Source organism: Kocuria sp. GQ42, from assembly GCF_059758435.1.
This window is the reverse complement of record NZ_JCAXEN010000001.1, coordinates 968,103-993,504: the sequence shown is the minus strand read 5'-3', so window position 1 is coordinate 993,504 and position 25,402 is coordinate 968,103. Positions and strand designations below refer to the sequence as shown.

The window sequence follows — 25,402 nt, the reverse complement described above, 5'->3', positions numbered from 1 at the left end:
CGGTGTTCGAGGCCCCGAGTCTGCTCTTCGCCGCCGCCGGGCTCGCCGTGTTCGCGGCCGCCCTGCTGCCCCGCCTGCTCGTGCGGGCCCCCGTGTCGATGCCCATGGTGTTCCTGGCCGCCGGGGCGGTGATCTTCGCCCTGGCCGACACCCTGCCCGACCCGGACCCGGTGGCCCACAGCGCCGTCACCCTGCACCTGAGCGAGATCTGCGTCATCGTCTCGCTGATGGGCGCCGGGCTGGCCCTGGACCGCCCGCTGGGCTTCCGGCGCTGGGCCACGACCTGGCGGCTGCTGGGGATCGCCATGCCCCTGAGCCTGCTCGGGGCGGCCCTGCTGGGCTGGTCGGTGCTGGGCCTGAGTGCGGCCGGCGCCGTGCTCGTGGCCGCGGCGCTGGCCCCCACCGACCCGGTCCTGGCCTCCGAGGTCCAGGTCGGGGAGCCCTCGGAGTCGCAGGAGGACCTCGAGGGCGAGGACGAGGTCCGTTTCGGGCTCACCTCCGAGGCGGGGCTCAACGACGGCCTGGCCTTCCCGTTCGTCTACCTCGCGATTGCCCTGAGCGTCGTGGGCACCGCTCCCGGCGCGTGGCTGCCGCACTTCCTGACCGTGGACGTGGCCTGGCGGATCGCGGTCGGCTGTCTCGCCGGGGTCCTGGTGGGCCTGCTCCTGCGGCGGCTCTTCTTCCGCTCCCCGCTCGACAGCGTCCGCACGACCGCGCAGACCGAGGGGTTCGTGGCCCTGGCGGCCACCTTCCTCACCTACGGTCTGACCGAGATGGTCGAGGGCTACGGGTTCATCGCCGTGTTCGTGTGCGCGGTGACCATCCGGGCGGGCGAGCGGGTGCACGGCGCCCACGGCGTGCTGCACAGCTACATCGAGCAGCTCGAGCGGCTGCTCACCGTGGTGGTGCTCGTGCTCCTGGGCGGCGCCGTGGCCCGGGGGCTGCTCGCCGGGCTGACCTGGCGGGAGGTGCTCGTCGCGGCGGCCTTCCTGCTGCTGGTGCGCCCCCTCGCCGGCTGGATCAGTCTGCTCGGCGGCCGGACGGGACCGTGGGAGCGCGGCGTGCTCGCCTTCTTCGGCGTGCGCGGCATCGGCTCGGTCTACTACCTCGCCTACGCCCTGTCCGAGGGCGAGTTCGCCGCGGAGGACCAGGCCCTGTGGCGCATCGTGGGGCTGGTGATCGTCGGCTCGGTCCTGCTGCACGGGGTCACCGCGGGGCCCGTCATCGCGGCCCTCGACCGCGCCCGGGAGCGGAAGGCCCGCGAGGAGACGGGCTCCGAGGAGGCCGCTCCCCGCACGGCGATCTGACGGCCCGCGCCGGGCCCCGGTCTCAGCCCCGCCGGGGCCGTTCCAGCTCGGCGCTGTCCAGGACCAGGGTGAACGGGCCGTCGTTGACGAGCTCCACCTGCATCGCCGCCCCGAAGCGGCCGGTCGCCACGCGCGCGCCGAGCTCCCGCAGCGCGGCGACGTACGCCTCGAACACGGGTTCCGAGACGGGGCCGGGCGCGGCGGCCGACCACGAGGGGCGCCGGCCCCGGCGGGCGTCGCCGTAGAGGGTGAACTGGCTGACGGCGAGCACCGGGGCGCCGAGGTCGGCGCAGGACCGCTCGCCCTCCAGGAGCCGCAGCGTCCAGGTCTTCTCGGCGAGCTTCGCGGCCGTCGCGGCGTCGTCGTCGTGGGTCACGCCCACCAGGGCCAGCAGCCCCGGCTCCTCGACGGCCCCCACGACCTCTCCTCCGACGGTCACGGCGGCCCGGGACACTCTCTGCAGAACGATGCGCATGGGCCCCAGTCCACCACAGGACCGGGCCCGCCCGGGGCCCCCGCTAGCCTCGTCCCATGGCCACCGCGCGCAGCACGTCCCGTCCGAGCACCCTGGTGGCCGAGGTGTTCGCGCCCGCCCCGCTGGTGCTGTCCCTGCTGGTGCTCGCCGGCTGGTCGGGGGCCGGGTGGTCCGGGGCCCTGTGGGGTCTGGGGACGGCGGTGGTCGTGGCGTCGCTGCCGATGCTCGTGCTGCGGGTGCTGGCCCGGCGCGGGCGGGTGGACGGGCACTTCGTGCGCACCCGGGCCCAGCGGCTGCCGGTCTACGCCGCCACGGGGGTGCTGACGGCCCTCGTGGTGGTCGCCGAGCTCGCCCTGGGCGCCCCTCCGGTGGTGCCGGTGACCGCGGCGTTCGTGCGGCTGGGCCTGCTGGTGCTGCTGGTCGTGACCCTGTGGTGGAAGGTCTCCGCCCACGTGGCGATGGCCGCGTGCTGGGCCGTGGGGCTCGGCGTCCTCAGCACCCCGTGGGCGGCGCTGGCCGCGGCGCCGGTGCCGGTCGCGGTGGCCGTCTCGCGGGTGCGCACCGGGGACCACACCCCGGCGCAGACGGTCGTCGGGGCCCTGATCGGCGTGCTCCTCGCGCTGGGCTGGGCGTCGGCCGCGCGCACGGTGCTCTGACCGGCGCCCAGGCCGCTTCAGCCCAGGACCGAGAAGCCCGGGGGCAGCGGCCGCCGGCCCGTGAGCGCCAGCAGGATCCCGGGCAGGTGCCCGCCGTGGGCGGCGAGCTCCAGCGCCGTCCGTCCGGCGTCGGCCAGGACGTGCTCGGGGGGTCTCCGGTCCAGCCCGCAGGCCTGGGCGACGTCCAGGCCGTGGACCGTCAGCTCGAAGGTGCGGGTGGGCACGTAGGCGCGCAGCCGGGTGCCGCCCACCAGGGTGCGGATCAGGGGGTCCTCGTCGACCGGCACCTGCGCCAGGGCGTCCCGGGCCCGGTCCAGCGAGGCCCGGACGGTGGCGGCCGGGTGCCGGCCGAGCTCGCGGCCGGCGGCGACGCCCCGGGCCGCGACCTCCGCGGGGTCCGTGGCCGCGGCGGAGAGCGCGTAGTACTGGGCCGTGCCGGTGCAGGTCTCGTCGTCGGCGGGGACGGTGAGATAGGTGCCGAGCGTGACGAGCGCGCGGTGGGTGTGCCCCACGAGCGCCCGGACGTCCCAGGCGCCCAGGCCCGGCCGGGTCCAGTGGTGCGGGCGGATCTCCCCGACGAGCTCGGCGAACCAGGCCCCGGCGTCGAGGAGGGCGGTGCGGGCGGCGGCGGGATCACGGCTCATGGGCTCCCCTGGGTGCTCGGCGCGGGGGCGGGTCCGGTCGGCGGGACCCGGCCCCGGAGGTGCCCGAAGCCTACTGCGCGGCGACGGCGGGCGGGCCGATGTTGCGCCTGGTTGCGCCCGCACCTCCGGCGGCGGGGCGCCGGCGGCGCGCGGGGTCCGGGACACGGGCCGGGGCGGGGCGCCCGGACGGGGCCGGGACGTCGTACGCTCGGAGGACCCCGCACGGGCGGGCCGGGTGCGCCGGCGCCGCCGTGCGGACCGTGCCGGCCGGCCCCGCGCCCGGACCGGCGCCACCGCAGTCCTCGACCGCCCCGTCCCGTCCTCGTCCCGGAAGGCCCCGCATGCCGCCCCGCCCCTCCTCACGGACCATGGCCGCCGCCTCCATCGGCGCCCTGACGATCGCCCTGACCGGCTGCGGGCAGGAGGCCCAGGACGTGCAGGAGGTGGACTCGGACTACGCCCAGATCTGCGTCGAGGACCCGGACGGGGAGGGCGGCGCCGAGCCCGTGCGGGTCGACGACGACGAGTGCGACGACGACCGCGGGCCGCGGGTGGGCGGCTTCTTCCCGATGTGGGTGCTCATGAGCTCCGCCCGGGCCACGGCCGTCCCCGCCGTGGGCTCGCCGGTGTCGTCCGCGGCGGGCTGGAGCACCGGCCGGCCGCCGGGCTCGGCCACCGTGGCCCGCGGTCTGCCCCGCGACGGGGCCGCCGTGGGCAAGAGCGGCGTCTCGCGCGGCTTCGGCGGGTCGAAGAGCGGCTGGGGCTCCTGATGCGGCGCGTCGACGGCCTGGCGCCGCGCCCCGGCTGGGAGCGCACCGTCCGCGCCGAGGGGCTCACCTACGCCCGCACCGAGCGGCCCGACGGCCGGTCCTTCTCGTACTGGAACGAGACGGCCGCCTACGTCTTCTCCCCCGACGAGGTGGACGAGCTGGAGTCCGTCACGGACGAGCTGCACCGGATGTGCGCCGAGGCCGCCCGGTACCTGGCCACCGGCGCCCTGGGCACCCTCGGGCTCTCGGACGCGGCGTTCGAGCTGGCCCAGCACTCCCTCCGGCTGCGGGAGCCCTCGGTCTACGGCCGCTTCGACCTGGCCTGGGACGGGACGGGCCCGCCGAAGATGCTCGAGCTCAACGGCGACACCCCCACCGGGCTGGTCGAGGGGGCGATCTGCCAGTGGAGCCGCATGGAGGCGCTGTTCCCGGGCCTGGGCGAGGACCACCCGGAGTTCGACCAGCTCAACGGGCTGTGGCCCATGCTCGTGGACCGGTGGCGGCAGCGGCTGCCGTACTCGGCCACGAAGACCCTGCACGTGGCCTACACCCGGGAGGAGGAGTCCGGGGAGGACGCGGCCAACGCCGCCGTCATCGCGAACACCGCGGTCGAGGCCGGCTACCGGGCCGTCCTGCTGCCCGTCGAGGACGTCCGCTACGACACCGGGTCCGGCGGCTGGGTGCACGCGACCGGGGACGTGGACGACCCCGTGGTGGTCGGCCCGATCGAGGAGATCTTCGCCCTGCACCCGTGGGAGCACATGGTCGACGACGGCCCCGGCGCGTTCGTGCTCGACGACCCCACCCGGATGCACCACTGGTACGAGCCGGCGTGGAAGATGTTCCAGTCCAACAAGCTCCTGCTCGTGGCGCTGTGGCGGTGCTTCCCCGGGCACGAGAACCTGCTGGCCGCCCACCCGGACGGGCCCGGCGAGCTGCGGGAGTGGGTGCGCAAGCCCGTGTTCGGCCGCGAGGGGGACGGCATCGAGATGCACGCCCGCGACGTGCGGATCCGTTCCGAGCATCCCCACGCCTCCCCGCTGGACGTGTGGCAGGCCTACACGCCCATCCGGAACTTCCCGGGCTCCGACGGCGCCCCCAACCACCCGGTCATCGGCTCGTGGGTGGTGGGCGAGGCGGGCGCGGCCGGCATCGGCATCCGCGAGTCGGACGGCCCGCTGACCGACTACTACTGCCGGTTCGTGCCCAACGTCATCGACAAGAAGGGTCTGCTGTGACCGCCCACCTGCTCCCCCGGTCGATCTCCACCACGACCTCCGCGGTCATCGGGTCCACCTCGATCGCCCCGCTGTACTCGGCCGTGGTCACGGTGGGCCTGATCCACGCCCTGGTCGGCGCCTGGACGCCCGTGGTGCTGGTCGGCGCCGTGCTCCCCATGGTGGTCGTCTCGGTCTGCTTCGCCCGCCTGGACGCCCTCTACGAGGACCAGGGCACCGTCTACCGGTGGGCCCGGGAGGCCTACGGGGCGTTCGCCGGGTTCCTGGGCGGGTGGGGGCTGTGGCTCTCGGCGACCCTCGTGCTCGCCTCCCTCGCCTGGGTCACGGCCGACTCCGCCCTGTTCGCCCTCGGGATCGGCGCCGGGCCCTGGACCACCACCGCCGTGGCCGCCCTGCTCATGGCGGCCTTCGCGGCGGTGTCCGCCACGGGGATCAGGGTCTCGGCCGCCGTGCAGTGGGTTTTGGCCGTCCTGCAGCTGATCGGGGTGGGCGTGCTGGTGTGGGCGGTGCGCACCGCGCCGGCGCTGCCGCCCGGCACGGGCGCCGAGGACGGGGAGTGGACCGGTTTCTACGGCGCCGCGGAGCTCGCCGCCGGCACCGGGGTCTCGGCCGGGGACGTGGCGGCCGCCCTGCTGCTGGCCCTGTTCCTGTACTGGGGGTGGGACTCCACGTTCTCGCTCACCGAGGAGTCCACCACGCAGCGGGCCCCGCGGGTCTCGGCGTGGGTGGCGCTGGGCGTGGTGGCGGCCGCCTACGTCGCCATCGGCTGGGCCTACGCCCCGGGGTCCTCGGTGGCCTCCCCGTTGCTGGCCGCGCTCGTGGCGGTCTCGGCGGGGGCGTCCATCGGCACCACGATGATCCCCACCTCCCGCGGCCTGATGTCCATGGCGCGCGGCGGGCACCTGCCGCGCCGCTTCCGGTCCCTGTCCTTCGCCACGTGGACCACCGCCGCTGTCGCCGCCGCCTGGATGGCGTTCTCCGGGCCGCTCTTCGACGACTCGATCGGCATCATCTCGGTGCTGGTGGCCCTCTACTACGGCCTGGCCTGCGCGGCGGTGGCGAAGCTCGGGCGGACCGCCGGGGCGCGGGCGCTCGGCGTGCTGGGCGCCGCGCTCATGGCCGTCGCCCTCGTCCTGACGGGTGCGGAGTACGCGCTGACCGCCTCGTGGGTGTGGGTGGGCCTGGTGCTCGCGCTGCTCGTGGTCCCGCTGTGGTTCCTCCTGGGCCGGGGCCGCGAGCCGCTGCCGGGCGCCCACGAGCGCACCCCGCACCTGGAGAGCCTGCTCGACTGACCCCCTCGCCGGCTGCTGCCCTGCCGGACCGCTGGTGCCCGGACCACCATGCCCCGGCCGCAGTCGTGCGCGCGGCCGCGAATGCCGTCGACTCCGCACGCCGGTCTCGGTATCGTCGTCCGGGTGACCCGCACGATCAGCCCGGCCCAGGCGCGCCGCGTCGCGATCGCCGCCCAGGGCCTGGACCGCACCCGGCCCCCGGTGGTGACGATGCGGCACGTCACGAGCACCGTGGAGCGCATCGGGCTGCTGCAGATCGACTCGGTCAACGTCCTCGCCCGGGCGCACCTGCTGCCGCTGCTCGCCCGGCTCGGGCCGTACGACACCGCCCTGCTCGATCGGGCAGCGGGCCGGGCGCCGCGCCGCCTCGTCGAGGCCTGGGCGCACGAGGCCTGCTACCTGCCCGTCGCCACCTTCCCGCTCGTCGCCTGGACCCGCCGGCGCTGGGCCGGCATGGACCCCGACGCGCTGGAGGCGCGCCACCCGGGCGTGCTCGAGCTCGTCCGAGACGTCGTCGCCGAGCGCGGCCCGCTCACGGGCCGGGAGGTCGAGGCGTTCGTCGACGCCCGCCACGCGCAGCGCGCCGAGGAGGGCTGGGGCTGGCGGTGGAGCCCCGCCAGGACAGCCCTGGAGATCCTCTTCGACGCCGGGCAGCTCGGCGCCGCCCGCCGCAACGCACAGTTCGAGCGGGTCTACGACCTCGCCGAGCGCGTCCTGCCCCCGCACGTCCGTGGTCAGCCGCCGCCGGACCCGGACGACGCCGTCCGCGAGCTCGTCCGCATCTCCGCCCGCGCCCACGGCATCGGCACCGTCCGGTGCTTCGCCGACTACTTCCGCCTCGGGCAGCGCGTCACCCGCCGCGCTGTCGACGAGCTTGTCGACAGCGGCGAGCTGCTGCCCGTCACGGTCGCCGGCTGGGACCGCCCGGCGTGGCTGCACGTCGACGCCCGTGTGCCGCGCCGCACGGGCGCCCGTGCCCTGCTGGCCCCCTTCGATCCGCTCGTCTTCGAGCGTCGTCGGCTCCTGGAGCTGTTCGGGATGCACTACCGCATCGGGATCTACACCCCGGCCTCCCGGCGCACCCACGGCTACTACGTGCTGCCGTTCCTGCTCGGCGAGTCCCTCGTCGCCCGGGTCGACCTCAAGTACGACCGGGACCGCGGCGTCCTCCTGGTCCGCTCCGCATTCGCCGAGGAGCCGGGTCCCGACGCCGCCGCGGCAACGAGGTGGCCGACGCGCTCCGTCGTCGTCGGGGAGCTGGCGGCCGAGCTGGCGACGACCGCGACGTGGCTGGGCGCGGACACCGTCGCCGTGGACGAGGACGCGAGAGGGGATCTGACCGGTCCGCTGCGGGGAGAGCTCCGCCGACCGTGTCCGCGCTGAGGCCCGAGGATCCGTCCCGACGACGATCGCGGTGGGCGCAGGCTGGATCGGCCTGCGGCGGGGGCTCGGCACCGCCGTGGTGCTGCCGGACCGAGCACCGGCGCACCGGGAGCACATCGGGCCGGGTCCGCCCGGAGCGGGCGGACCCGGCCCGCTGGTGCCCTGGCCTAGTGCGCGGCCGCCTTCTCGGCCTTCAGGTCCTCGTCCTGCTTCGCCCCCGGCCTGGCGTCCACCCCGGCCTCCTTGCGCTGCTGCGCGGTGATCGGCGCCGGCGCGGCGGTCAGCGGGTCGAAGCCGTTGCCGGTCTTCGGGAACGCGATGACCTCGCGGATGGAGTCGGTCCCGGCCAGCAGGGCGACCACGCGGTCCCAGCCGAAGGCGATGCCGCCGTGCGGGGGCGCGCCGTACTTGAAGCCCTCGAGCAGGAACCCGAACTTCTCGTCGGCCTCCTCCCGGCCGATGCCCATGACCTCGAAGACCCGCCGCTGCACGTCCTGCTGGTGGATGCGGATCGAGCCGCCGCCGATCTCGTTGCCGTTGCACACGATGTCGTAGGCGTAGGCCAGGGCGTGCTCGGGGTCCTGGTCGAAGGTGTCCAGGAACTCGGGCTTGGGCGAGGTGAACGCGTGGTGCACCGCGGTCCACTGGCCGGCGCCCACGGCGACGTCGCCGGACTCGACGGCCTCGGCCGCGGACTCGAACAGGGGCGCGTCCACGATCCACACGAATGCCCAGGCGTCCTCGTCGATCAGCCCGGTGCGGTGGCCGATCTCCACCCGGGCCGCGCCCAGCAGCGCGCGGGAGGACTTCTTCTCGCCGGCGGCGAAGAAGATGCAGTCCCCGGGCTGCGCGCCGGTCGCGGCGGCGAGGCCCTCGCGCTCGGCCTCGGTGATGTTCTTGGCCACCGGTCCCGTCAGGGTGCCGTCCTCGCCGACGAGGACGTAGGCCAGACCCTTGGCCCCGCGCTGCTTGGCCCACTCCTGCCAGGCGTCCAGGGTGCGGCGCGGCTGGGACGCCCCGCCGGGCATGACCACGGCGCCCACGTAGGGGGCCTTGAACACGCGGAAGGTGGTGTCCTGGAAGTACTCGGTCAGCTCGGTGAGCTCGAGGCCGAAGCGCAGGTCCGGCTTGTCGGAGCCGTACTTCGCCATCGCCTCCGCGTAGGTCATCCGGCGGATGGGCGTGGGGATCTCCACGTCGATGAGCTTCCACAGCGCGGCCACGATCCGCTCGCCGAGGGCGATGACGTCGTCCTGCTCCACGAAGGAGGCCTCGATGTCGAGCTGGGTGAACTCGGGCTGGCGGTCGGCGCGGAAGTCCTCGTCCCGGTAGCAGCGGGCGATCTGGTAGTACTTCTCGATCCCGCCGACCTGCAGCAGCTGCTTGAACAGCTGCGGGGACTGCGGCAGGGCGTACCAGGAACCCGGGGCCAGGCGGGCCGGGACCACGAAGTCGCGGGCGCCCTCGGGGGTGGAGCGGGTCAGGGTGGGCGTCTCCACCTCGGTGAACCCGTCCTGGTGGAGCATCTCGCGGGCCACCCGGTTGGCGTCGGAGCGCAGGCGCATGATGCGGGCCGGCTCCGGGCGGCGCAGGTCCAGGTAGCGGTGCCGCAGGCGGGCGTCCTCGCCGACCTCCACGTGCTCGTCGATCTGGAAGGGCAGCGCGGCGGCGGTGTTGAGCACGGTCACGGTCTCGGCCATGACCTCGACCTCGCCGGTGGCCAGCGCCGGGTTCTCGTTGCCCTCGGGGCGGCGCTCCACGGTGCCGGTGACCTGCAGGACGAACTCGTTGCGCAGGTGGTGGAAGTCCGCCTCGTCGCGCACCACGATCTGGGCGACCCCGGAGGCGTCGCGCAGATCCAGGAAGGCCACCCCTCCGTGGTCGCGGCGCCGGCCGACCCAGCCGGCCAGCGTGACGGTCTCTCCGATGTGCTCGGCGCGCAGGGCGCCGAGGTTGTGGGTGCGCAGCACTGAAAAACCCTTCGTTGTTCGGGAGGTGCGGACGGGGCCGCGCCCATCGCGCGTTTCCCGGGGATTCACCGGGTGCCCCTACTCTCGTTCCGTGCACGAGTTTACAGCCCGGGCCTCCGCCGCCAGGACGACGACAGTACGACCATGAGCACCTCCCCCGGCCACTCGGCCCTCGCCCGCCGCCTGGGCACCCTCGACGCGACGGTGATCGGGGTGGGCTCCATGGTCGGCGCCGGGGTGTTTGTGGCCTTCGCCCCGGCCGCGGGGTTCGCCGGCCCGTGGCTGCCGCTGGCGCTGCTGCTGGCCGCGGTGGTCGCCTGGTGCAACGCGACCTCCACCGCCCAGTTGGCCGCCGTCCACCCCGCCTCCGGCGGCACGTACGTGTACGCGAACCGGCAGCTGGGCCCGTGGCCGGGCTTCGTGGCCGGCTGGGGCTTCGTGACCGGCAAGACCGCGTCCGCGGCGGCGATGGCGCTGACCTTCGGCCTCTACGCCGCGGAGCTCACGGGGGCCGACGACGCCGGGGCGCGGCTGCTCGCCGTGGCCGCCGTCCTCGGGCTGACGGCGGTGAACCTGGGCGGGGTCACCCGCACCGCCCGGCTGACGAGGCTGCTGGTCGCCCCGGTGCTGGTGGTCCTGCTGGCCGTGGTCGTGCTGCTGTTCGCGGGCACCGGCCCCACTGCGGGCGGGGCCCCTGCGGGGGACGGCCCCGGGTGGGAAGGGACCGGCTGGGGCGTGCTGCCGGCGGCGGGCACCCTGTTCTTCGCGTTCGCCGGCTACGCCCGGGTGGCCACCATGGGCGAGGAGGTCCGGGACCCGGCCCGCACCATCCCCCGGGCCGTGCTGGGGGCGCTGGCGTTCACGCTGCTCCTCTACGGGCTGCTCGGCCTCGGGCTGCTGCGCTTCCTCGGCGTCGACCGGCTCGCGGCGTCGGCCGCCCCGCTCCTGACGGTGGTGCGCGAGGCCGGCTGGGCGGCCGGGCCGGCGACCGCGGGCGCCGTCGTCGTCACCGCGGCCGCCGCCCTGGCCACGCTGGGGGCGCTGCTGGCGCTGGTCGCCGGGATCTCGCGCACGGCCCTGGCCATGGCCCGCGAGCGGGACCTCCCGGGGCCGCTGGGCGCGGTGTCGCAGCGGCACCGGGTGCCGTGGGCGGCTGAGCTGGCCGTGGCCGGCCTCGTGGTGGTGCTCGTGCTGGTCGGCGACGTCCGCACGGTCATCGGCTTCTCGAGCTTCGGCGTGCTCGTCTACTACGCGCTGGCGAACCTCTCCGCGCTCACCCTCCGGCAGCGCCCGGGGTGGGCGCCCCGGGCGGTCAACGCGCTCGGCCTGGCCGGCTGCCTGGTGCTGGCGTTCACGCTGCCGTGGCAGTCCGTGGTCACGATGCTCGGGGTCTTCGCCGTGGGCCTGGCCGGACGCGCCCTGGTCCTGTCCCGGCGGCCCTGACCTCCCCCGCGCCGAAGCCCCACTCTCCCGTCACCCACGGCGCCGAGCCCCCATTCCCTTGCCCTTTCCCCACATTTTTTCTGGGGAATCGCGGCAGGAGTGGGGGCTCGGCGGAGCGGGCGGCAGGGATGTGGGGGCTCGGTGGGGCGGGAGGGGGCGGGGCGGCGGGGTCGGTCGGGAACCGGTCAGGAGCCCGCCGCGCGCACGACCGGGCGCAGGTCCTCGGCCGGCGGGGACCAGGAGGCCGGGTCGGCGGAGACCTGCTCGCCGGAGCGGATGTCCTTGACCTCGTGGGCGAGCGAGCCGTCCTCGCCGCGGACCGTGAACCACACGTAGGGGATGCCGCGGCGCTCGGCGTACTTGATCTGCTTGCCGAACTTGGCCGCGCTCGCCGAGACCTCGCACGCGATGTCGCGCTCGCGCAGCTGCTGGGCCACGTCCTGGGCCGGGGACCAGGACTCCTCGTCCACCAGGGAGATCAGCACCGCGGTGGGGACCTTGCGGGAGGGCGCGGCCATCCCCTGGGACAGCATGCGGGTGACCAGCCGGGTGACGCCCACGGACAGGCCCACGCCGGGGTAGGTCTTCTTGCCGGTGGACGCGAGGGACTCGTAGCGGCCGCCCGAGCACACGGAGCCGAGCTGCTCGTGTCCCACCAGCACGGTCTCGTAGACGGTGCCGGTGTAGTAGTCGAGGCCGCGGGCGATCGAGAGGTCGGCGACCACCGTGCCGGGGGCGCGCCGGGAGGCCTCCCCCACGACCTCGGCGAGCTCGCGCAGTCCCTCCTCGAGCAGCTGGGTGTTCACCCCCAGCGCGCGGACCTGCTCCACGAAGGAGGTGTCCTCGGTGCGGATCGCCGCCAGCTGCAGTGCGGCCTGCGCCTGCTCGGGGGTGGCGCCGACCTCGTCGCACAGGGCCTGGGCGACCCGCTCGGGGCCGATCTTCTCGAGCTTGTCGATGTTGCGCAGCACCCCGGCGGTGTCCTGCAGCCCGATGCCCTGGTAGAACCCCTCGGCGAGCTTGCGGTTGTTGACGCGCAGCACGAACGGCGGGATGGGGAGCCTGGACAGGGCGTCGATCATCACGAGCGCGAGCTCCACGTCGTAGCGGAACGGCAGCGCGCCGTCGCCCACCACGTCGATGTCCGCCTGGGTGAACTCGCGGGCCCGGCCCTCCTGGGGGCGCTCGCCGCGCCACACCTTCTGGATCTGGTAGCGGCGGAACGGGAAGGCGAGGTGCCCGCCGTTCTCCACCACGTAACGGGCGAAGGGCACGGTGAGGTCGAAGTGCAGCGCCAGCTGGTCGTCACCGCGCTCGGCGGGGGCTGCGTCCTCGTCCTCCTGCAGCCGGGAGACGACGTAGACCTCCTTGTCGATCTCGCCCTTGCGCAGCAGCTGGCCGACCGTCTCGACGGCGCGGGTCTCGATCGAGGAGAAGCCGTGCAGCTCGAAGCTCTCCCGCAGGACGTCGAGGACGTGCAGCTCGACCAGACGCTCCTCCGGAAGCCATTCGGGGAAACCGGACAGGGAGGTCTTGCGGGCCATGGGGACGTGCTCCTCGGGTGGATCGGCGGCGGGACGGGTGGACGGCCGGCCCGGACGGGCCCGACGGTTCCGCACTCATCCTAGGGATCCCCGCGCGCCCGGCCCAAAGCCCCGCCCGGACCGGACCCGGACCGGCCCTGGACCCGGCCCCGCGCTCTGCCCCCGTCCGGAGCCCCGCCGGGCGCGGCGCGGGGCACCGGGGAGCGCCCGGCGGCCGGAGCAGGCGGCCTCGGTAGTATGGGCAGGACGATTGTCCGAAGCCGGGCGACGACGCGGGGCACGCTCCCGGGGTCGGCGCCCGGCGAGAGCGAAAGAGTTCCAGCGGTGACAGAACGTCTCGAATCCGACGACCAGCCCACGCCCCGCCCCGTCCCCGCCCCGGGACCCGTGCCGAAGCCGGGGGTCCCCCGGCCGGGTGCCCCCGCGGCGCCGGCGCAGGCCTCCCCCGGCCCGGCCCCCACGCCCGCGGTGGTCCCGCCGTCCGCGGCCCCGGCGGCGACCCCGTCGGTGGCCCCGGCCGCGGCCCCGTCGGCGGCGGCGCCGGCCCTCGCCTCCCCGGAGTCCGTGGCCCGCGCCCGGGCCTTCGGGCGGGTCACGGAGGACGGGCACGTCTACGTGGTCGTCGACGGCGAGGAGGTCCTCTGCGGCCAGTTCCCGGACGCGACCGAGGACGAGGCGCTGGGCTACTTCGCCCGGAAGTTCGACGACGTCGAGGCGCAGGTGGCGCTGCTCGAGCAGCGCGTGGCCGCGGGCGCGCCCTCGGCCGACATGCAGAGCACCGTGGACCACCTCGCCGAGCAGGTCGGCCAGCGCAAGATGCTCGGGGACGTCAAGGCCCTCGAGTCCCGGCTGGAGGCCCTGCGCCCGGCGATCCGGGAGCTCGAGGCCGCCGAGCGGGCCGCCCACGAGGCGCAGCGCGCCCAAAACGTCGCGGCGCGGGAGGCGATCGTGGCGGAGGCGGAGCAGATCGCCGCCCAGGACCCGCAGCGCACGCAGTGGAAGCAGTCCTCGGCCCGGATGGCGGAGCTCTTCGACCAGTGGAAGACCCACCAGAAGTCCGGCATCCGTCTGGGCCGGGCCGCGGAGGACGCTCTGTGGAAGCGGTTCCGCACGGCGCGCACCACGTTCGACCGGCACCGCCGGGCGTTCTTCTCGCAGCTGGACGCCGACAACTCCGAGGCGAAGAAGGCCAAGGAGACCCTCATCGCCGAGGCGGAGGCCCTGTCCGGCTCCACCGACTGGGGCGCCACGGCCGCGGAGTACCGCCGTCTGATGGACCGGTGGAAGGAGTCCAAGCGTGCCTCCAAGAAGGACGACGACGCCCTGTGGGCGCGGTTCCGCGCCGCCCAGGACACCTTCTTCGCGGCGCGCAAGGCCGACAACGACCGGATCGACGAGGAGTTCGAGGGCAACCTCGCCGTGAAGGAGCAGCTGCTCGCCGAGGCGAAGGCGCTGCTGCCGGTCACGGACCTCAAGGCCGCCAAGCGCGCCCTGGGCGACATCCTGGACCGGTGGGAGCAGGCGGGGAAGGTCCCGCGCGCCCACATGCGCCGGGTCGAGGCCGAGCTGCGCACCGTGGAGGACGCCGTGCGCCAGGTCGAGGACGAGAAGTGGCAGCGCTCCAACCCGGAGACGAAGGCACGGTCCAACTCGATGCTCACCCAGCTCGAGTCGAAGATCGAGGACCAGGAGGACGCGCTGGCCCGGGCGCAGGCCACCGGGGACACCAAGCGCGCGGCCAAGCTGGAGGGCGAGCTCGCCACCAGCCGCCAGTGGCTCGAGACGCTGCGCCGTTCGGCGGCCGACCTGCGCTGACCGGGGACGCCCCGGAAGGCCCCGCGGCCGCGCTGTCCACAGCGCGCCGCGGGGCCTTTCCCGTGCCGCGGCCGTGGACGAGAGTGGGCCCATGGACGCCCCGCCCTGGCACCCCGACACCCTGTTCCTGCCCGCACGGCCGTTCTCGCGCGCCGAGCTCTCGGCCCTCGTCACGGACGGGGTGCTCGTGCCCGTGGTGCTGGAGGCGCACGTGCTGCGCGGGCGCCCGGTGACCCGGGCGGTGAAGGTCGCGGCGCTCGAGGCGCAGCTGCCGCCGCACCTGCTGCGGCGCGGGGTGCTCGGGCGGCTCTCCGCCGCGTGGTTCTACGACTGCGCCGGGCGCCCCAGCATCCTGCCGGTGCTGCTGGACAAGCTGCGCCGCACCACGATGTCCCCCGTGCCGGAGGGCCTGGCGCTGCACCAGGTCACGCTGGGCGGCTACGACGTCCACGACGCCGGGCCGGTGCACGTCACCACGCCGCTGCGCACCGCGGTGGACCTGGCCCTGCACGTGCCGGGAAAAGAGGGGACCGCGGCCCTGGAGAAGCTCATGCACGCCCCGCACCTGCACTGCCCGCCCCCGCTGGTGCAGGCCGCGCTCGAGAGCTTCGAGCGGATGCCCGGCCGGCAGGCGGCGCTGCTGCGGGTCCGCCGCGCCGCCCGCGCAGTCGGCCGCCCCCTGCGCTGACGGGGGCGGCCGGGCGGCTCACCGGCCGGAGGGCTCCGAGATGGGGCGGTTGCCCGAGGTGCGGTAGACGTCGTACACCCCGTCGATCCGGCGGACCTGGTTGAGCACGTGGTCCAGGTAGCGGGGGTCGCCCATCTCGAAGGCGAAGCGGGAGATCGCCAGCCGCGACTTCGAGGTGTGCACGGACGCGGAGAGGATGTTGACGTGGTTCTCGGAGAGCACCCGGGTCACGTCCGAGAGCAGGGACTTGCGGTCCAGGGCCTCCACCTGGATCTCGACCAGGAACACGCTGGACTGGGTGGGCGCCCACTCGACCTCGACCACCCGCTCGGTGGAGGTGAGGGCGAGCATGTTGGCGCAGTCCTTGCGGTGCACGGAGATTCCGGCGCCGCGGGTGACGAAGCCCATGATCTCGTCCGGCGGCACCGGGGTGCAGCAGCGGGCCAGCTTGACGTAGACGTCCGAGGCGCCCTGGACCGTCACCCCCGAATCGGACACGCGCGGGCGCACCGGCTGGGTGGCGATCGTGGTCTCCGCGAAGTCCTCCTCCGCGCCGTCGGCCCCGCCGAGGTCGCCCACGATCTTCGCGACCACGTCCTGGGCGCTGACCACGTCGGAGCCGATCGCCTCGTAGAGGGAGCTGATGTCGGTGCGGTGGAAGTCCTGCGCCACCGCGAGCAGGGACTCCTGGGTGAGCGTGCGCTGCAGGGGCAGGTGGTGCTTGCGCAGGGCGCGGGTGAGGGCGTCCTTGCCCTTCTCGATGGCCTCCTCGCGGCGCTCCTTGGAGAACCACTGGCGGATCTTGTTGCGCGCCCGCGGGGACTGCACGAACTTCAGCCAGTCCTGGGACGGTCCGGCGTGCTCGGACTTGGAGGTCAGCACCTCCACCCAGTCCCCGTGCTGGAGCTCCGAGGACAGCGGCACGAGCTTGCCGTTGACCCGGGCCCCGATGGTCTTGTGCCCCACCTCGGTGTGCACGGCGTAGGCGAAGTCCACGGGCGTGGAGCCGGCGGGCAGGGCCATGACCTCGCCCTTGGGGGTGAAGACGTACACCTCGGACGTGTTGATCTGGTAGCGCAGGGAGTCGAGGAACTCGGAGGAGTCCTGGGTCTCCTCCTGCCAGGACACGAGCGAGCTCAGCCAGGCGAGGTCCCCCTCCATGGCCTTCGGGGTCGCGGAGTTCGCCTGGTTGGCCTGGTCCTTGTACTTCCAGTGTGCGGCCACGCCGTACTCGGCGCGGCGGTGCATCTCGTGGGTGCGGATCTGGATCTCCACGGGGCGCCCGTCAGGGCCGATCACCGTGGTGTGCAGGGACTGGTACATGTTGAACTTCGGCATGGCGATGTAGTCCTTGAACCGCCCCGGCAGCGGCCGCCACCGCGCGTGCAGGGCGCCCAGGGCCGCGTAGCACTCGCGCACCGTGTTCACCAGGACCCGGACCGCCTGCAGGTCCTGGATCTCGTCGAAGTCCTTCCCGCGCACGATCATCTTCTGGTAGATCGAGTAGTAGTGCTTGGGGCGGCCGGTGATGGTCGCCTCGATGCCGGCCTCGGAGAGGTCCAGGGCGATCCGCTCGCGGATCTTGGCCAGCGACCGCTCGCGCTGGGGCTGGCGCTCCCCCACCATCCGCACGATCTCCTCGTAGACCTTGGGGTAGAGCGCCGCGAAGGCGAGGTCCTCGAGCTCCCACTTGATGGTGTTCATCCCGAGCCGGTGGGCCAGCGGGGCGAAGATCTCGAGGGTCTCGCGGGCCTTCTTCGAGGAGGAGGACTGGGAGACGAAGCGCCAGGTGCGGGCGTTGTGCAGGCGGTCGGCGAGCTTGATGACGAGCACGCGGATGTCCTTGGCCATCGCCACGATCATCTTGCGCACGGTCTCGGCCTGCGCGGCGTCCCCGTACTGGACCTTGTCCAGCTTCGTCACGCCGTCCACGAGGGCGGCGACCTCGTCGCCGAACTCGGCGCGCAGCTGCTCCAGGGTGTAGTCCGTGTCCTCGACCGTGTCGTGGAGCAGGGCGGCCACCAGGGTGGCGCCCGTCATGCCGAGCTCCGCGAGGATCGTGGTCACGGCCACGGGGTGGGTGATGTAGGGGTCGCCGCTCTTGCGCTTCTGGCCCTCGTGGCACTTCTCGGCGACCTTGAAGGCGCGCTGGAGGACCTCGAGGTCCTCCTCGGGGTGGGTGGCGCGCACGGTGTGCAGCAGCGGCTCGAGGATCGGCGAGTGGTCCATGGGCCGGCCGGAGAGGTAGGACAGGCTCGACCGGGTGCGGTCGCTGCGGCCCGGGAACACGGCCCGCCCCAGCATCGGCCGGGACGCGGGCACCACGTAGTGGGTGCCGGCCATGTCCGAGCGGCGCGGCGGGGTCGGTGCGGCGCTCTGGCCCGTGGGGACGGCCCCGTCGTCGGACGAGCTCATGGCCGGGACTTCCTTCCCAATCGATGCACGCGGGGCGGCGGCCGTGCGGCCGCCGCCCCTGTCGTCGTCCCCGGTCCGGGTCCGACGTGTGCTGCTGTGGCGGTCCGCTCCTGCACGGCCCGCCCTACGGTGGCTACAGTCTAGTGCGCGAGCGCCTCCTCGGCGGCACGCTCGGCGGACGCCCCCGCACGGGCCTCCTGCTCCTGGATGGCGGGCTCCCCGCGGCGCAGCAGTGCGTACAGGGGCGCGGCCACGAACAGGGTGGCGGCGGTGCCCACGATGATCCCGACGAACAGGGACAGGGACAGGTCCTTGAGGGTGCCCGCGCCCAGGACGAGCCAGCCGATGAACAGGATCGAGCCCACCGGCAGGATGCCGACCACGGAGGTGTTGATCGAGCGCACGAGCGTCTGGTTGACGGCGAGGTTCACCTGGTCGGAGTACTTCCGTCCGGCCCGCTCCGGCGGGGCCGTGCCGTCGAGCAGGCCCTCGGTGTTCTCCCGGACCTTGTCGAAGACCACCACGGAGTCGTAGAGCGAGTAGCTGAGCACCGTGAGGAAGCCGATCACCGCCGAGGGGGTGACCTCGAAGCCCACGAGCGAGTAGATCCCGGCGGTGATCGCCACCGAGGCGAGCATGCCGGCGACCGCCGAGACGGACATCTTCCAGGTGCGGAAGTACAGGGCCATCAGGGCGGTGGCCAGGACCACGAAGACCACCAGGCCCTGCAGGGCCTGGCTGGTGACGCCGGCGCCCCAGGTGGGCCCCACGAAGTTGGAGGTGACCTCCTGCTCGCTCACGCCGTAGGCCTCGACCAGGGCGTCCTTGACGGCGAGCGTCTGGTCGTCGTCGAGCTGCTCGGTGCGCACCCGGACGGTCTCCGGGGCGATGTTGGTGACCTCGACCTCCGCGGCGTCCGAGGAGCCGTCGACGGCGCGCCGGCCGGTCTCGATGTCCGGATCGGCCACGGCGGACACGGTGAACTCGGACCCGCCGGTGAAGTCGATGCCGAGGTTGAAGCCGCCCTTGGCGACGGGCACGAGCAGGGAGAGCAGCACGAGGACGCCCACGATCGCGAGCCACCGCTTGGCCCGGCCCACGAAGGGGTAGGAGGTCCGCCCGCTGTGCAGGGCGTTGCCGAAATCTGCGAACCGGGACATCAGGCGTTCTCCTCGGGGGTGCGGGCGGCGGACGACGGCGCGCCGACCGGCGCGCCGTCCGGTGCCGCTGCGGACGGGGGGTCCTGCGGCGCGGTCCGTCCCGCGCGCCGGCGCCGCTCGGCGATGGTCAGCCCGTCGTGCTCCGCCGAGGGCTCGCGCAGCCGTCCGGCGCCCCGGTACAGGGGCACCGCGTCGAGGGCCTCGGGGCTGAGCCCCGAGTGCTTCCCACCGCCGCCGAAGTAGCGGGTGCGGGCGAGCATGACCATTACCGGGTGCGTGAAGAGGAAGACGACGAGGAGGTCGGCGATCGCGGTCAGCCCGAGGGTGAAGGCGAAGCCGCGCACGTTGCCCACGGCCACGAAGTACAGCACCGCCGCGGCCAGCAGGTTCACGGCCTTGGACGCGAGCACGGTCTGGCGGGCGCGCTGCCAGCCGTGGTCGACCGCCGCGGGGATGGAGCGGCCGCTGCGGATCTCGTCGCGGATGCGCTCGAAGTAGACGATGAACGAGTCGGCGGTCTGGCCGATCGCCACGATCAGGCCCGCCACGCCGGCCAGGGACAGCCGGTAGTTCGCGGACCAGCCCAGCAGCGTGATCGCCAGCCAGGTGAGCACGCCCGCGACCACGAGCGAGCTGATGGTCACCAGTCCCAGCAGCCGGTACTGGAAGAGCGAGTACACGCACACGAGCACCAGGCCGATGATCCCGGCGATGATGCCCATCCGCAGCTGGTCGGCGCCCAGGGTCGCGGAGATCTGCTGCTCGGACTGGATGTCGAAGCTCATGGGCAGCGCGCCGTACTTGAGCTGCTCGGCCAGGAACTGCGCCTGCTCCTCGGTGAACTGACCCGTGATCTGGGCCTGACCGTCGGAGATCACGGCGTTCATCGACGGGGCGGAGACCACCTGGCCGTCGAGCAGGATCGCGAACTGGCTGCGGGGGTCGCCGGGCGTGGCGCTGCCGATGCCGTAGAGACGCTCGGAGAGCTCCCGGAAGGTGTCCGTGGCCTCGGGGCCGAACTGCAGGTTCACGGCGAACTGGTTCAGGGAGACCCCGGTGGAGTTCTGCGCCGTCCCGTAGGACGCGTCCTCGATCCCGGTGCCCTGGATCTCGACCGGGCCCAGGAGGTACTTGGTGCCGGTCTCGGGCTCGCAGGCGATGGTCGGGGCGTCGGCATCCTGGGCCTCCCGCTCCTCCGGGGACTGCGGCACGGTGCAGTCGGCCTCCTCGAACTCCCGGAACAGGTCCGGGGTGATCCAGTTCGGGTCGGAGGCGTCGGTGGGCTCGGCCGTGGGCTCGGGCACCTCATCCTCGGCGACACGCTGGTCCTCGGGCACCGGCTCCGCCGCGGCGGTGGTGAGCACGGGGCGGAAGTTCATCTGCGCCGAGGTCTGGATGAGCTCGCGGGTCTGGGCGGAGGGGACGCCGGGCATGGAGACCACGATGTTGTTGCCGGACTGGGTGGCGATCTCCGCCTCCGCCACGCCCGAGCCGTCGACACGCTGGCGGATGATCTCGACGGCCTGGTCCAGCTGCTCGGCGGTGATCTCCTGGCCGGCGTCCTCCCCCTGCAGGGACGGGGAGAGGATCATCTGCGTCCCGCCCTCCAGGTCCAGGGCCAGCTTGGGGCCCCAGCCGGTGCGGTCGGTGCCCGCGCCCCAGGCCAGGAGCCCGGCCAGCAGGGCGAGGAGCACGGCCAGCCCGATCAGGGACCGCCGGGCGGTCGAGAGGGCGGCCCGCACCCCCGAGCGCGCCGGCGCGGTCGAGCCGCCCCGCGCGGACGGGCCGTCCGGGGCGGCGGGTCCCGGGTCAGCGGGGGTCTTGCGTGTGGTCAGTGCCATGGTCTTCCTTATGAACGACGGCCCGGTGGGGCCGGGCCTGTGCATGGGAACGGGCCGACCAGTGGTCGGCCCGTCGTCCCGTGTGGGGGGTCAGTCGTTGCGCTGCCCGGGCTCGCGCCGGGCGTCGTCGTCGAGGGGTTCGACCGGGGTCGATCCCGCGCCGGGGGCGTCGGGCTCGACCACCGACGGCGCCGCCTCGGTCTCGGCGGCGGGGGCCGCCTCGTCCTCGACGACCGTGGTGACGGTCTGCAGGTGCACGGTCACGGCGGTGCCCGGGGCGATCTCGAGGACCACCTTGTTGGTGTCCCGGTCGATCGAGCGCACGGTGCCGTAGAGGCCGTAGTTCGTCATGACCTCGGTGCCGGGACCCATGGCCGCCTGCTTCTCCTTGACCTGAGCCACGGCCTTCTTCTGTCGGCGCATGGGCAGCCAGAGCAGGAGCACCATGGCCACGAGCATCAGGGGCAGCAGCCAGGCGGTGCCGCCTCCCGTGGGCTGGGCGGCCTGGGCGGGGAGGGACTGGGCGAGGAGGAGCGGGCTCACGGACTTCCGTTCGATCGGCGGTGGGTGTCCTCACCATGGTAGGTGATCCGGCCCGTCAGCGTCCTGGACGGCACCCGGGAGGCGGCCCCGGGTCTGCGGCCGCGCTCAGTCCTCGAACAGCGGCGGGACGTCCTCGGCGGCCGGGGCCGCGGCCGTCCCGCCGAAGGCGGCCCGCAGCCCGGGGTCCTTGAACGCGGCGTGCTCGGGCGGGCGCAGGCCCAGGTGGTCCCAGGCGGCGGCCATCGCGATCCGGCCCCGGGGGGTCCGGCCCAGCAGGCCCTCGCGGACCAGGTAGGGCTCGGCCACGGTCTCGACCGTCTCGGTCTCCTCCCCCACGGCGATCGCCAGGGTGGACAGGCCCACCGGCCCGCCGCCGAACTTCGTCACGAGCGCCTCGAGCACCGAGCGGTCCAGCCGGTCGAGGCCGCGGGTGTCCACCTCGTACATGTCGAGGGCCGCGGAGGAGGTGCGGGCGTCGATCCGGGGGATGCCGTGCACCAGCGCCCAGTCCCGCACTCGGCGCAGCAGCCGGTTGGCGATGCGCGGGGTGCCCCGGGAGCGGGAGGCGACTTCGGAGAAGCCCTCCGCGGTCATCGCGAGGTCCATGAGACCGGCGGAGCGGCGCAGCACGAGCTCGAGCTCCTCCACGGAGTAGAACTCGAGGTGGCCGGTGAAGCCGAAGCGGTCGCGCAGCGGGCCGGGCAGCAGACCGGCCCGCGTGGTGGCGCCGACGAGGGTGAACGGCGGCAGGTCCAGCGGGATGGAGGTGGCGCCGGCGCCCTTGCCCACCACGATGTCCACCCGGAAGTCCTCCATGGCCATGTAGAGCATCTCCTCGGCGGGCCGGGACATGCGGTGGATCTCGTCGAGGAACAGCACCTCCCCCTCGGTCAGGGAGGACAGGATCGCGGCGAGGTCGCCGGCGTGCTGGATGGCCGGGCCGGACGAGATCCGCAGGGGCGCGCCCATCTCCTCGGCGATGATCATGGCCAGGGTCGTCTTGCCCAGACCGGGGGGACCGGAGAGCAGGACGTGGTCGGCGGAGCGGCCCCGCAGCCGCGAGGCCTCGAGCACCAGGGACAGCTGCTGGCGCACCCGCTTCTGCCCCACGAACTCGTCGAGGTTCGCGGGCCGCAGCGCCGACTCGAGCTGCTTCTCGTCGGGCTCGTCCTCCCCCGAGACCAGCCGGTCCCGGGAGTTCACGGCGGCGCCGTCGTCGCGGGCCACGTTCAGGCCCCTCGCTCCGCCGGGACCCGGGGCCCGGCCTTGGCCGCGCCGAGCCACCCGAGCACGGTGCGCAGGATCGCGGGCACGTCACCGGAGGCGGCGAGCTCCTCCCGGCCGGAGAGGGCGTCGGCGATGCCCCGGGCGGCGTCCTTCTCGTTCCAGCCCAGGCCCACGAGGGCCTCGAGCACCTGCTCCCGCCACGGCTCCATCGGGGCGGCGGCGGCCGGCTGGGCGGGACGGTCCGGGACGATGAGCTTGTCGGCCAGTTCCAGCACGATCCGGCGGGCGCCCTTGGGGCCGATGCCGGGGACGGTGGTGAACGCCTTGGCGTCCCCCTGCGCGATGGCGCGGTGGACGGCGTCCGGGCCGAGCACGGAGAGCACCGCGAGTGCGGTGCGGGGGCCCACGCCGCTGACGCCGAGCATGATCTCGAAGACCTCGCGCTCGGCGGGGCTGCGGAAGCCGAAGAGCAGCGGGGACTCGTCCTTGCGGGCCACGTAGGCCGTGTCGAGCCGGACCTCCCCGCCGATCCGCAGGCCGGACAGGGTCTCCGGCGTCGCCTGGACCTGGACGCCGAACCCGCCCACCGCCACGACGGCGGTGGTGAGGCCGACGTGCTCGACCTGTCCCGTGATGGACGCGATCACCGCGCAACTCCTTCCCGTGCCCGGCGGGGGCCGTGCACGGTCGATCGAACAGATCTACGAATGACGACCACTCTAGCAGTGGGCGCCGGCTCAGCGGCGCCCGCCCCGCTTGGCGCGGTGCTCCGCCTCGGCCCAGGCCCGCTGGGCGGGGGTCATGCCGGAGCGGGCGGCGGCCAGGGGGCGGGCGCCCTGGTGCGTCTCGGTCCGGGCGGTGGCGTCCACGCCCGTGCCGCCGCCGCGCCAGCCGTGGCAGATGGCGATGGCCAGGGCGTCGGCCGCGTCGGCGGGCCGGGGTGCCTCGTCGAGCCGGAGGATGCGCACCACCATGCGGGCCACGGACGCCTTGTCGGCCCGCCCCTCCCCCGTCACCGCGGCCTTGACCTCGGACGGGGTGTGCCAGGCCACCGGCACGCCGTGGCGGGCGGCCGAGGCGATCACGGCGCCGGAGGCGTGGGCCGTGCCGATGACGGTGTTCACGTTGGTCTGGGCGAACACCCGCTCCAGGGCGAGGGCGTCGGGCCGGTAGCGCTCGATCCACCGCTCGGTGGCCTCCCAGATCCGCAGGACGCGCACGTCGAGCGGGTCGGCGGCGTCCGTGCCGGCCACCCCGACGTCCACGAAGGACGCGGTGCGGTTGCCGGCCATGTCGATCAGGCCGAACCCGCACCGCGTCAGTCCCGGGTCGACCCCGAGGATCCGCTGCGTGGCCGTGGTCAGTCCTCGGAGTCGAGCTGGGCCAGGACCTCGGCGGGGATGTCCGCGTTGGCGTAGACGTTCTGCACGTCGTCGAGCTCCTCGACGGCGTCGACGAGGCGCAGGAACTTCCGGGCGCCCTCGGCGTCGAGCTCCACGAGCATGCTCGGGCGGAACTGCGGGTCGTCGTTGTTGTACTCGAGCCCGGCCTCGTCGAGGGCCGCGCGGATCGCGGGCAGGTCGGTGGCCTCGGAGACGACCTCGAAGACGTCCTCCTGCTCCACGACCTCGTCGGCGCCGGCGTCCAGGACGGCCATGAGGACGTCGTCCTCGGTCAGCCCGTCGGTGCGGGTGACCTCCACGACGCCCTTGCGCTCGAAGAGGAACGCCACGGAGCCGGAGTCGGCCATGGTGCCGCCGTTGCGGGTCACGGCCACGCGCACCTCGGAGGCGGCGCGGTTCTTGTTGTCGGTGAGGCACTCGATGTACAGCGCCGTGCCCTGCGGGCCGCGGGCCTCGTAGAGGATCTCGGTGTAGTCGACGACCTCACCGGTCAGGCCGGCGCCGCGCTTGACGGCGCGGTCGATGTTCGCGACCGGCACCGAGTTCTTCTTGGCCTTGGACACGGCGAGGTCCAGCGCCGGGTTGCCCGCGGTGTCGGGCCCGCCCATGCGCGCGGCCACCTCGATGCCCTTGATGTACTTGGCGAAGGCCTTCGCCCGCTTGGCGTCGATCGCGGCCTTCTTGTGCTTGGTCGTGGCCCACTTGGAGTGTCCTGACATGCGTCCCTCCTCGGGAAGTCGTTCGCGGTCGGCCGGGACGCGTCGTGCGTCGTCCCGGCACGGCCCGCCCCGGCGGTGGCCGGGACGGGCCGGAGAAGTCCTGGTCCATTCTACCGGGTGCGCGCCGCCCCGGCCGGGGCCCTAGCGGGGCCGGGCCTGCGCGACCTCCCGGGCCCGCTCGGCCAGGGTGTCGTCCAGCGGCGCGACGTCGAAGACGCCGAGCCGGCGCTCCACCGCGGCGCGGATGAGGTGGTCGGCCACGGCGGGGTTCTTGGGCAGCATCGAACCGTGCAGGTAGGAGCCCACCACGTGGTGCACGCGGGCGCCCTCGGTGCCGTCCTCGCCGTTGTTGCCCGCGCCCTTCACCACCCGTCCCAGCGGCGTCTGGTCCGGTCCGAGCCGGGTGACCCCGGAGTGGTTCTCGTAGCCGACGACGGTCCCGAACTCCGGGGACTCCAGCACGATGTTGCCGATCAGGCGGGTGGGCCCGCCCACCGTGGTCAGGTCGAGGATGCCGATGCCGGGCAGGGTCTCGCCGGCGCCGGTGCGGAACTCGTGGCCGAAGAGCTGGTAGAGGCCGCAGATCGCGAGCATGGGCACGCCGTCGGCGGCCATGGCCCGCAGCTCGGGGGCGATCCGCTGCAGGTCCTCCTGGACCCGGAACTGCCCCGAGTCCTGGCCGCCGCCGCCCACCAGCAGGTCGGCGTCGGGCGGGAACGGGTCCCCGGGGTTGTGGTCGCTCAGCCGCACGGCGTAGCCGTACTTCTCCAGCCGGCGCTTGAGCGTGAGGGTGTTGCCCCAGTCCCCGTAGATGTTCATGTCCCGGGGGTAGAGCTGGACGAGGTGGACGGTGCGGTCGGTCACGGGGG

At 74.2% G+C, this 25,402-nt stretch carries 22 protein-coding genes; 9 read left to right on the top strand and 13 right to left on the bottom strand.

Features of this window, described 5'->3' with window-relative positions; genetic code table 11:
* Nucleotides 1-2 precede the first annotated feature (2 nt).
* Complete coding sequence (locus AC6CH6_RS04785) at nt 3-1,307, top strand: cation:proton antiporter (RefSeq protein ID WP_498254238.1); 1,305 nt, start codon at nt 3-5, stop codon at nt 1,305-1,307.
* 22 nt (nt 1,308-1,329) lie between these two features.
* Here AC6CH6_RS04785 and dtd read toward each other — a convergent pair whose 3' ends face one another.
* Nucleotides 1,330-1,782 carry a D-aminoacyl-tRNA deacylase gene (gene dtd / locus AC6CH6_RS04780; RefSeq protein ID WP_095650955.1) on the bottom strand — a complete coding sequence of 151 codons (453 nt, stop codon included), beginning with the start codon at nt 1,780-1,782 and terminating at the stop codon, nt 1,330-1,332.
* Nucleotides 1,783-1,838: 56 nt separating this feature from the next.
* Between dtd and AC6CH6_RS04775 the strand changes: the two genes are divergently transcribed.
* Complete coding sequence (locus AC6CH6_RS04775) at nt 1,839-2,438, top strand: hypothetical protein (RefSeq protein ID WP_498254237.1); 600 nt, start codon at nt 1,839-1,841, stop codon at nt 2,436-2,438.
* A gap of 17 nt (nt 2,439-2,455) precedes the next feature.
* Here the strand turns inward: AC6CH6_RS04775 and AC6CH6_RS04770 are convergent, their stop codons facing one another.
* Nucleotides 2,456-3,082: a maleylpyruvate isomerase family mycothiol-dependent enzyme gene (locus AC6CH6_RS04770; RefSeq protein ID WP_498254236.1), complete on the bottom strand. Its 627-nt coding sequence runs from the start codon at nt 3,080-3,082 to the stop codon at nt 2,456-2,458.
* Between the two features lie 341 nt (nt 3,083-3,423).
* Here AC6CH6_RS04770 and AC6CH6_RS04765 point away from each other — a divergent pair, with 341 nt between their 5' ends.
* The 4 genes from AC6CH6_RS04765 (at nt 3,424) to AC6CH6_RS04750 (ending at nt 7,765) form a co-directional block, all read left to right on the top strand.
* Nucleotides 3,424-3,852, top strand: coding sequence for a hypothetical protein (locus AC6CH6_RS04765; RefSeq protein WP_126346302.1), 429 nt, complete (start codon nt 3,424-3,426; stop codon nt 3,850-3,852).
* Nucleotides 3,852-5,090, top strand: coding sequence for a glutathionylspermidine synthase family protein (locus AC6CH6_RS04760; RefSeq protein WP_498254235.1), 1,239 nt, complete (start codon nt 3,852-3,854; stop codon nt 5,088-5,090). The genes AC6CH6_RS04765 and AC6CH6_RS04760 overlap by 1 nt, the downstream gene beginning before the upstream one ends.
* Nucleotides 5,087-6,382: an APC family permease gene (locus AC6CH6_RS04755; protein ID WP_498254234.1), complete on the top strand. Its 1,296-nt coding sequence runs from the start codon at nt 5,087-5,089 to the stop codon at nt 6,380-6,382. Before AC6CH6_RS04760 ends, AC6CH6_RS04755 begins: the two co-directional genes overlap by 4 nt.
* 81 nt (nt 6,383-6,463) lie before the next feature.
* Nucleotides 6,464-7,765, top strand: coding sequence for a winged helix-turn-helix domain-containing protein (locus AC6CH6_RS04750; RefSeq protein ID WP_498254233.1), 1,302 nt, complete (start codon nt 6,464-6,466; stop codon nt 7,763-7,765).
* Between the two features lie 167 nt (nt 7,766-7,932).
* Here the strand turns inward: AC6CH6_RS04750 and aspS are convergent, their stop codons facing one another.
* Complete coding sequence (gene aspS, locus AC6CH6_RS04745) at nt 7,933-9,735, bottom strand: aspartate--tRNA ligase (RefSeq protein ID WP_109269143.1); 1,803 nt, start codon at nt 9,733-9,735, stop codon at nt 7,933-7,935.
* Nucleotides 9,736-9,879: 144 nt separating this feature from the next.
* Between aspS and AC6CH6_RS04740 the strand changes: the two genes are divergently transcribed.
* Entirely contained in the window at nt 9,880-11,178 is a 1,299-nt protein-coding gene (locus AC6CH6_RS04740; protein ID WP_498254232.1) for an APC family permease, read from the top strand.
* A gap of 185 nt (nt 11,179-11,363) precedes the next feature.
* Here the strand turns inward: AC6CH6_RS04740 and hisS are convergent, their stop codons facing one another.
* Nucleotides 11,364-12,722, bottom strand: a complete 1,359-nt coding sequence (gene hisS / locus AC6CH6_RS04735; protein ID WP_498254231.1) for a histidine--tRNA ligase — start codon at nt 12,720-12,722, stop codon at nt 11,364-11,366.
* A 237-nt stretch (nt 12,723-12,959) separates the two neighbouring features.
* On the opposite strand from hisS, the gene AC6CH6_RS04730 reads away from it, so the two are divergent.
* Both AC6CH6_RS04730 and AC6CH6_RS04725 read left to right on the top strand, forming a co-directional pair.
* Nucleotides 12,960-14,537 carry a DUF349 domain-containing protein gene (locus AC6CH6_RS04730; protein WP_498254230.1) on the top strand — a complete coding sequence of 526 codons (1,578 nt, stop codon included), beginning with the start codon at nt 12,960-12,962 and terminating at the stop codon, nt 14,535-14,537.
* A 91-nt stretch (nt 14,538-14,628) separates the two neighbouring features.
* Nucleotides 14,629-15,225 (top strand): type IV toxin-antitoxin system AbiEi family antitoxin, encoded by a 597-nt coding sequence (locus AC6CH6_RS04725; RefSeq protein WP_035928559.1) that lies wholly within the window; start codon nt 14,629-14,631, stop codon nt 15,223-15,225.
* Nucleotides 15,226-15,243: 18 nt separating this feature from the next.
* Here AC6CH6_RS04725 and AC6CH6_RS04720 read toward each other — a convergent pair whose 3' ends face one another.
* The 9 genes from AC6CH6_RS04720 to AC6CH6_RS04680 form a co-directional block, all read right to left on the bottom strand.
* Nucleotides 15,244-17,568, bottom strand: a complete 2,325-nt coding sequence (locus AC6CH6_RS04720; RefSeq protein ID WP_498254358.1) for a RelA/SpoT family protein — start codon at nt 17,566-17,568, stop codon at nt 15,244-15,246.
* Between the two features lie 212 nt (nt 17,569-17,780).
* On the bottom strand, nt 17,781-18,800 hold the full coding sequence (gene secF, locus AC6CH6_RS04715; RefSeq protein WP_498254229.1) for a protein translocase subunit SecF: 1,020 nt from the start codon (nt 18,798-18,800) through the stop codon (nt 17,781-17,783).
* Entirely contained in the window at nt 18,800-20,641 is a 1,842-nt protein-coding gene (gene secD, locus AC6CH6_RS04710; RefSeq protein WP_498254228.1) for a protein translocase subunit SecD, read from the bottom strand. Before secD ends, secF begins: the two co-directional genes overlap by 1 nt.
* 90 nt (nt 20,642-20,731) lie before the next feature.
* Nucleotides 20,732-21,184: a preprotein translocase subunit YajC gene (yajC, locus tag AC6CH6_RS04705; protein WP_498254227.1), complete on the bottom strand. Its 453-nt coding sequence runs from the start codon at nt 21,182-21,184 to the stop codon at nt 20,732-20,734.
* A gap of 105 nt (nt 21,185-21,289) precedes the next feature.
* Nucleotides 21,290-22,387: a Holliday junction branch migration DNA helicase RuvB gene (ruvB, locus tag AC6CH6_RS04700; protein WP_043738545.1), complete on the bottom strand. Its 1,098-nt coding sequence runs from the start codon at nt 22,385-22,387 to the stop codon at nt 21,290-21,292.
* 26 nt (nt 22,388-22,413) lie between these two features.
* Nucleotides 22,414-23,058, bottom strand: coding sequence for a Holliday junction branch migration protein RuvA (ruvA, locus tag AC6CH6_RS04695; protein WP_017832261.1), 645 nt, complete (start codon nt 23,056-23,058; stop codon nt 22,414-22,416).
* 90 nt (nt 23,059-23,148) lie between these two features.
* A complete protein-coding gene (gene ruvC / locus AC6CH6_RS04690; protein WP_109244419.1) occupies nt 23,149-23,775 on the bottom strand; it encodes a crossover junction endodeoxyribonuclease RuvC in 627 nt (208 codons plus the stop codon).
* Entirely contained in the window at nt 23,772-24,533 is a 762-nt protein-coding gene (locus tag AC6CH6_RS04685) for a YebC/PmpR family DNA-binding transcriptional regulator (RefSeq protein WP_035928571.1), read from the bottom strand. Before AC6CH6_RS04685 ends, ruvC begins: the two co-directional genes overlap by 4 nt.
* A gap of 141 nt (nt 24,534-24,674) precedes the next feature.
* The gene (locus AC6CH6_RS04680) at nt 24,675-25,397 is read right to left on the bottom strand and encodes a type 1 glutamine amidotransferase (protein WP_498254226.1); all 723 of its coding nucleotides are present in this window, start codon (nt 25,395-25,397) and stop codon (nt 24,675-24,677) included.
* Nucleotides 25,398-25,402: the final 5 nt, after the last annotated feature.

What these genes read in the sequence shown, in the direction of transcription:
- dtd (WP_095650955.1), bottom strand. Translation starts at nt 1,782, where the DNA reads ATGCGCATCGTTCTGCAGAGAGTGTCCCGGGCCGCCGTGACCGTCGGA.
- AC6CH6_RS04775 (WP_498254237.1), top strand. Translation starts at nt 1,839, where the DNA reads ATGGCCACCGCGCGCAGCACGTCCCGTCCGAGCACCCTGGTGGCCGAG.
- AC6CH6_RS04770 (WP_498254236.1), bottom strand. Translation starts at nt 3,082, where the DNA reads ATGAGCCGTGATCCCGCCGCCGCCCGCACCGCCCTCCTCGACGCCGGG.
- AC6CH6_RS04765 (WP_126346302.1), top strand. Translation starts at nt 3,424, where the DNA reads ATGCCGCCCCGCCCCTCCTCACGGACCATGGCCGCCGCCTCCATCGGC.
- AC6CH6_RS04760 (WP_498254235.1), top strand. Translation starts at nt 3,852, where the DNA reads ATGCGGCGCGTCGACGGCCTGGCGCCGCGCCCCGGCTGGGAGCGCACC.
- AC6CH6_RS04750 (WP_498254233.1), top strand. Translation starts at nt 6,464, where the DNA reads ATGCCGTCGACTCCGCACGCCGGTCTCGGTATCGTCGTCCGGGTGACC.
- AC6CH6_RS04740 (WP_498254232.1), top strand. Translation starts at nt 9,880, where the DNA reads ATGAGCACCTCCCCCGGCCACTCGGCCCTCGCCCGCCGCCTGGGCACC.
- hisS (WP_498254231.1), bottom strand. Translation starts at nt 12,722, where the DNA reads ATGGCCCGCAAGACCTCCCTGTCCGGTTTCCCCGAATGGCTTCCGGAG.
- AC6CH6_RS04730 (WP_498254230.1), top strand. Translation starts at nt 12,960, where the DNA reads ATGGGCAGGACGATTGTCCGAAGCCGGGCGACGACGCGGGGCACGCTC.
- AC6CH6_RS04725 (WP_035928559.1), top strand. Translation starts at nt 14,629, where the DNA reads ATGGACGCCCCGCCCTGGCACCCCGACACCCTGTTCCTGCCCGCACGG.
- AC6CH6_RS04720 (WP_498254358.1), bottom strand. Translation starts at nt 17,568, where the DNA reads ATGGCCGGCACCCACTACGTGGTGCCCGCGTCCCGGCCGATGCTGGGG.
- secF (WP_498254229.1), bottom strand. Translation starts at nt 18,800, where the DNA reads ATGTCCCGGTTCGCAGATTTCGGCAACGCCCTGCACAGCGGGCGGACC.
- secD (WP_498254228.1), bottom strand. Translation starts at nt 20,641, where the DNA reads ATGGCACTGACCACACGCAAGACCCCCGCTGACCCGGGACCCGCCGCC.
- AC6CH6_RS04685 (WP_035928571.1), bottom strand. Translation starts at nt 24,533, where the DNA reads ATGTCAGGACACTCCAAGTGGGCCACGACCAAGCACAAGAAGGCCGCG.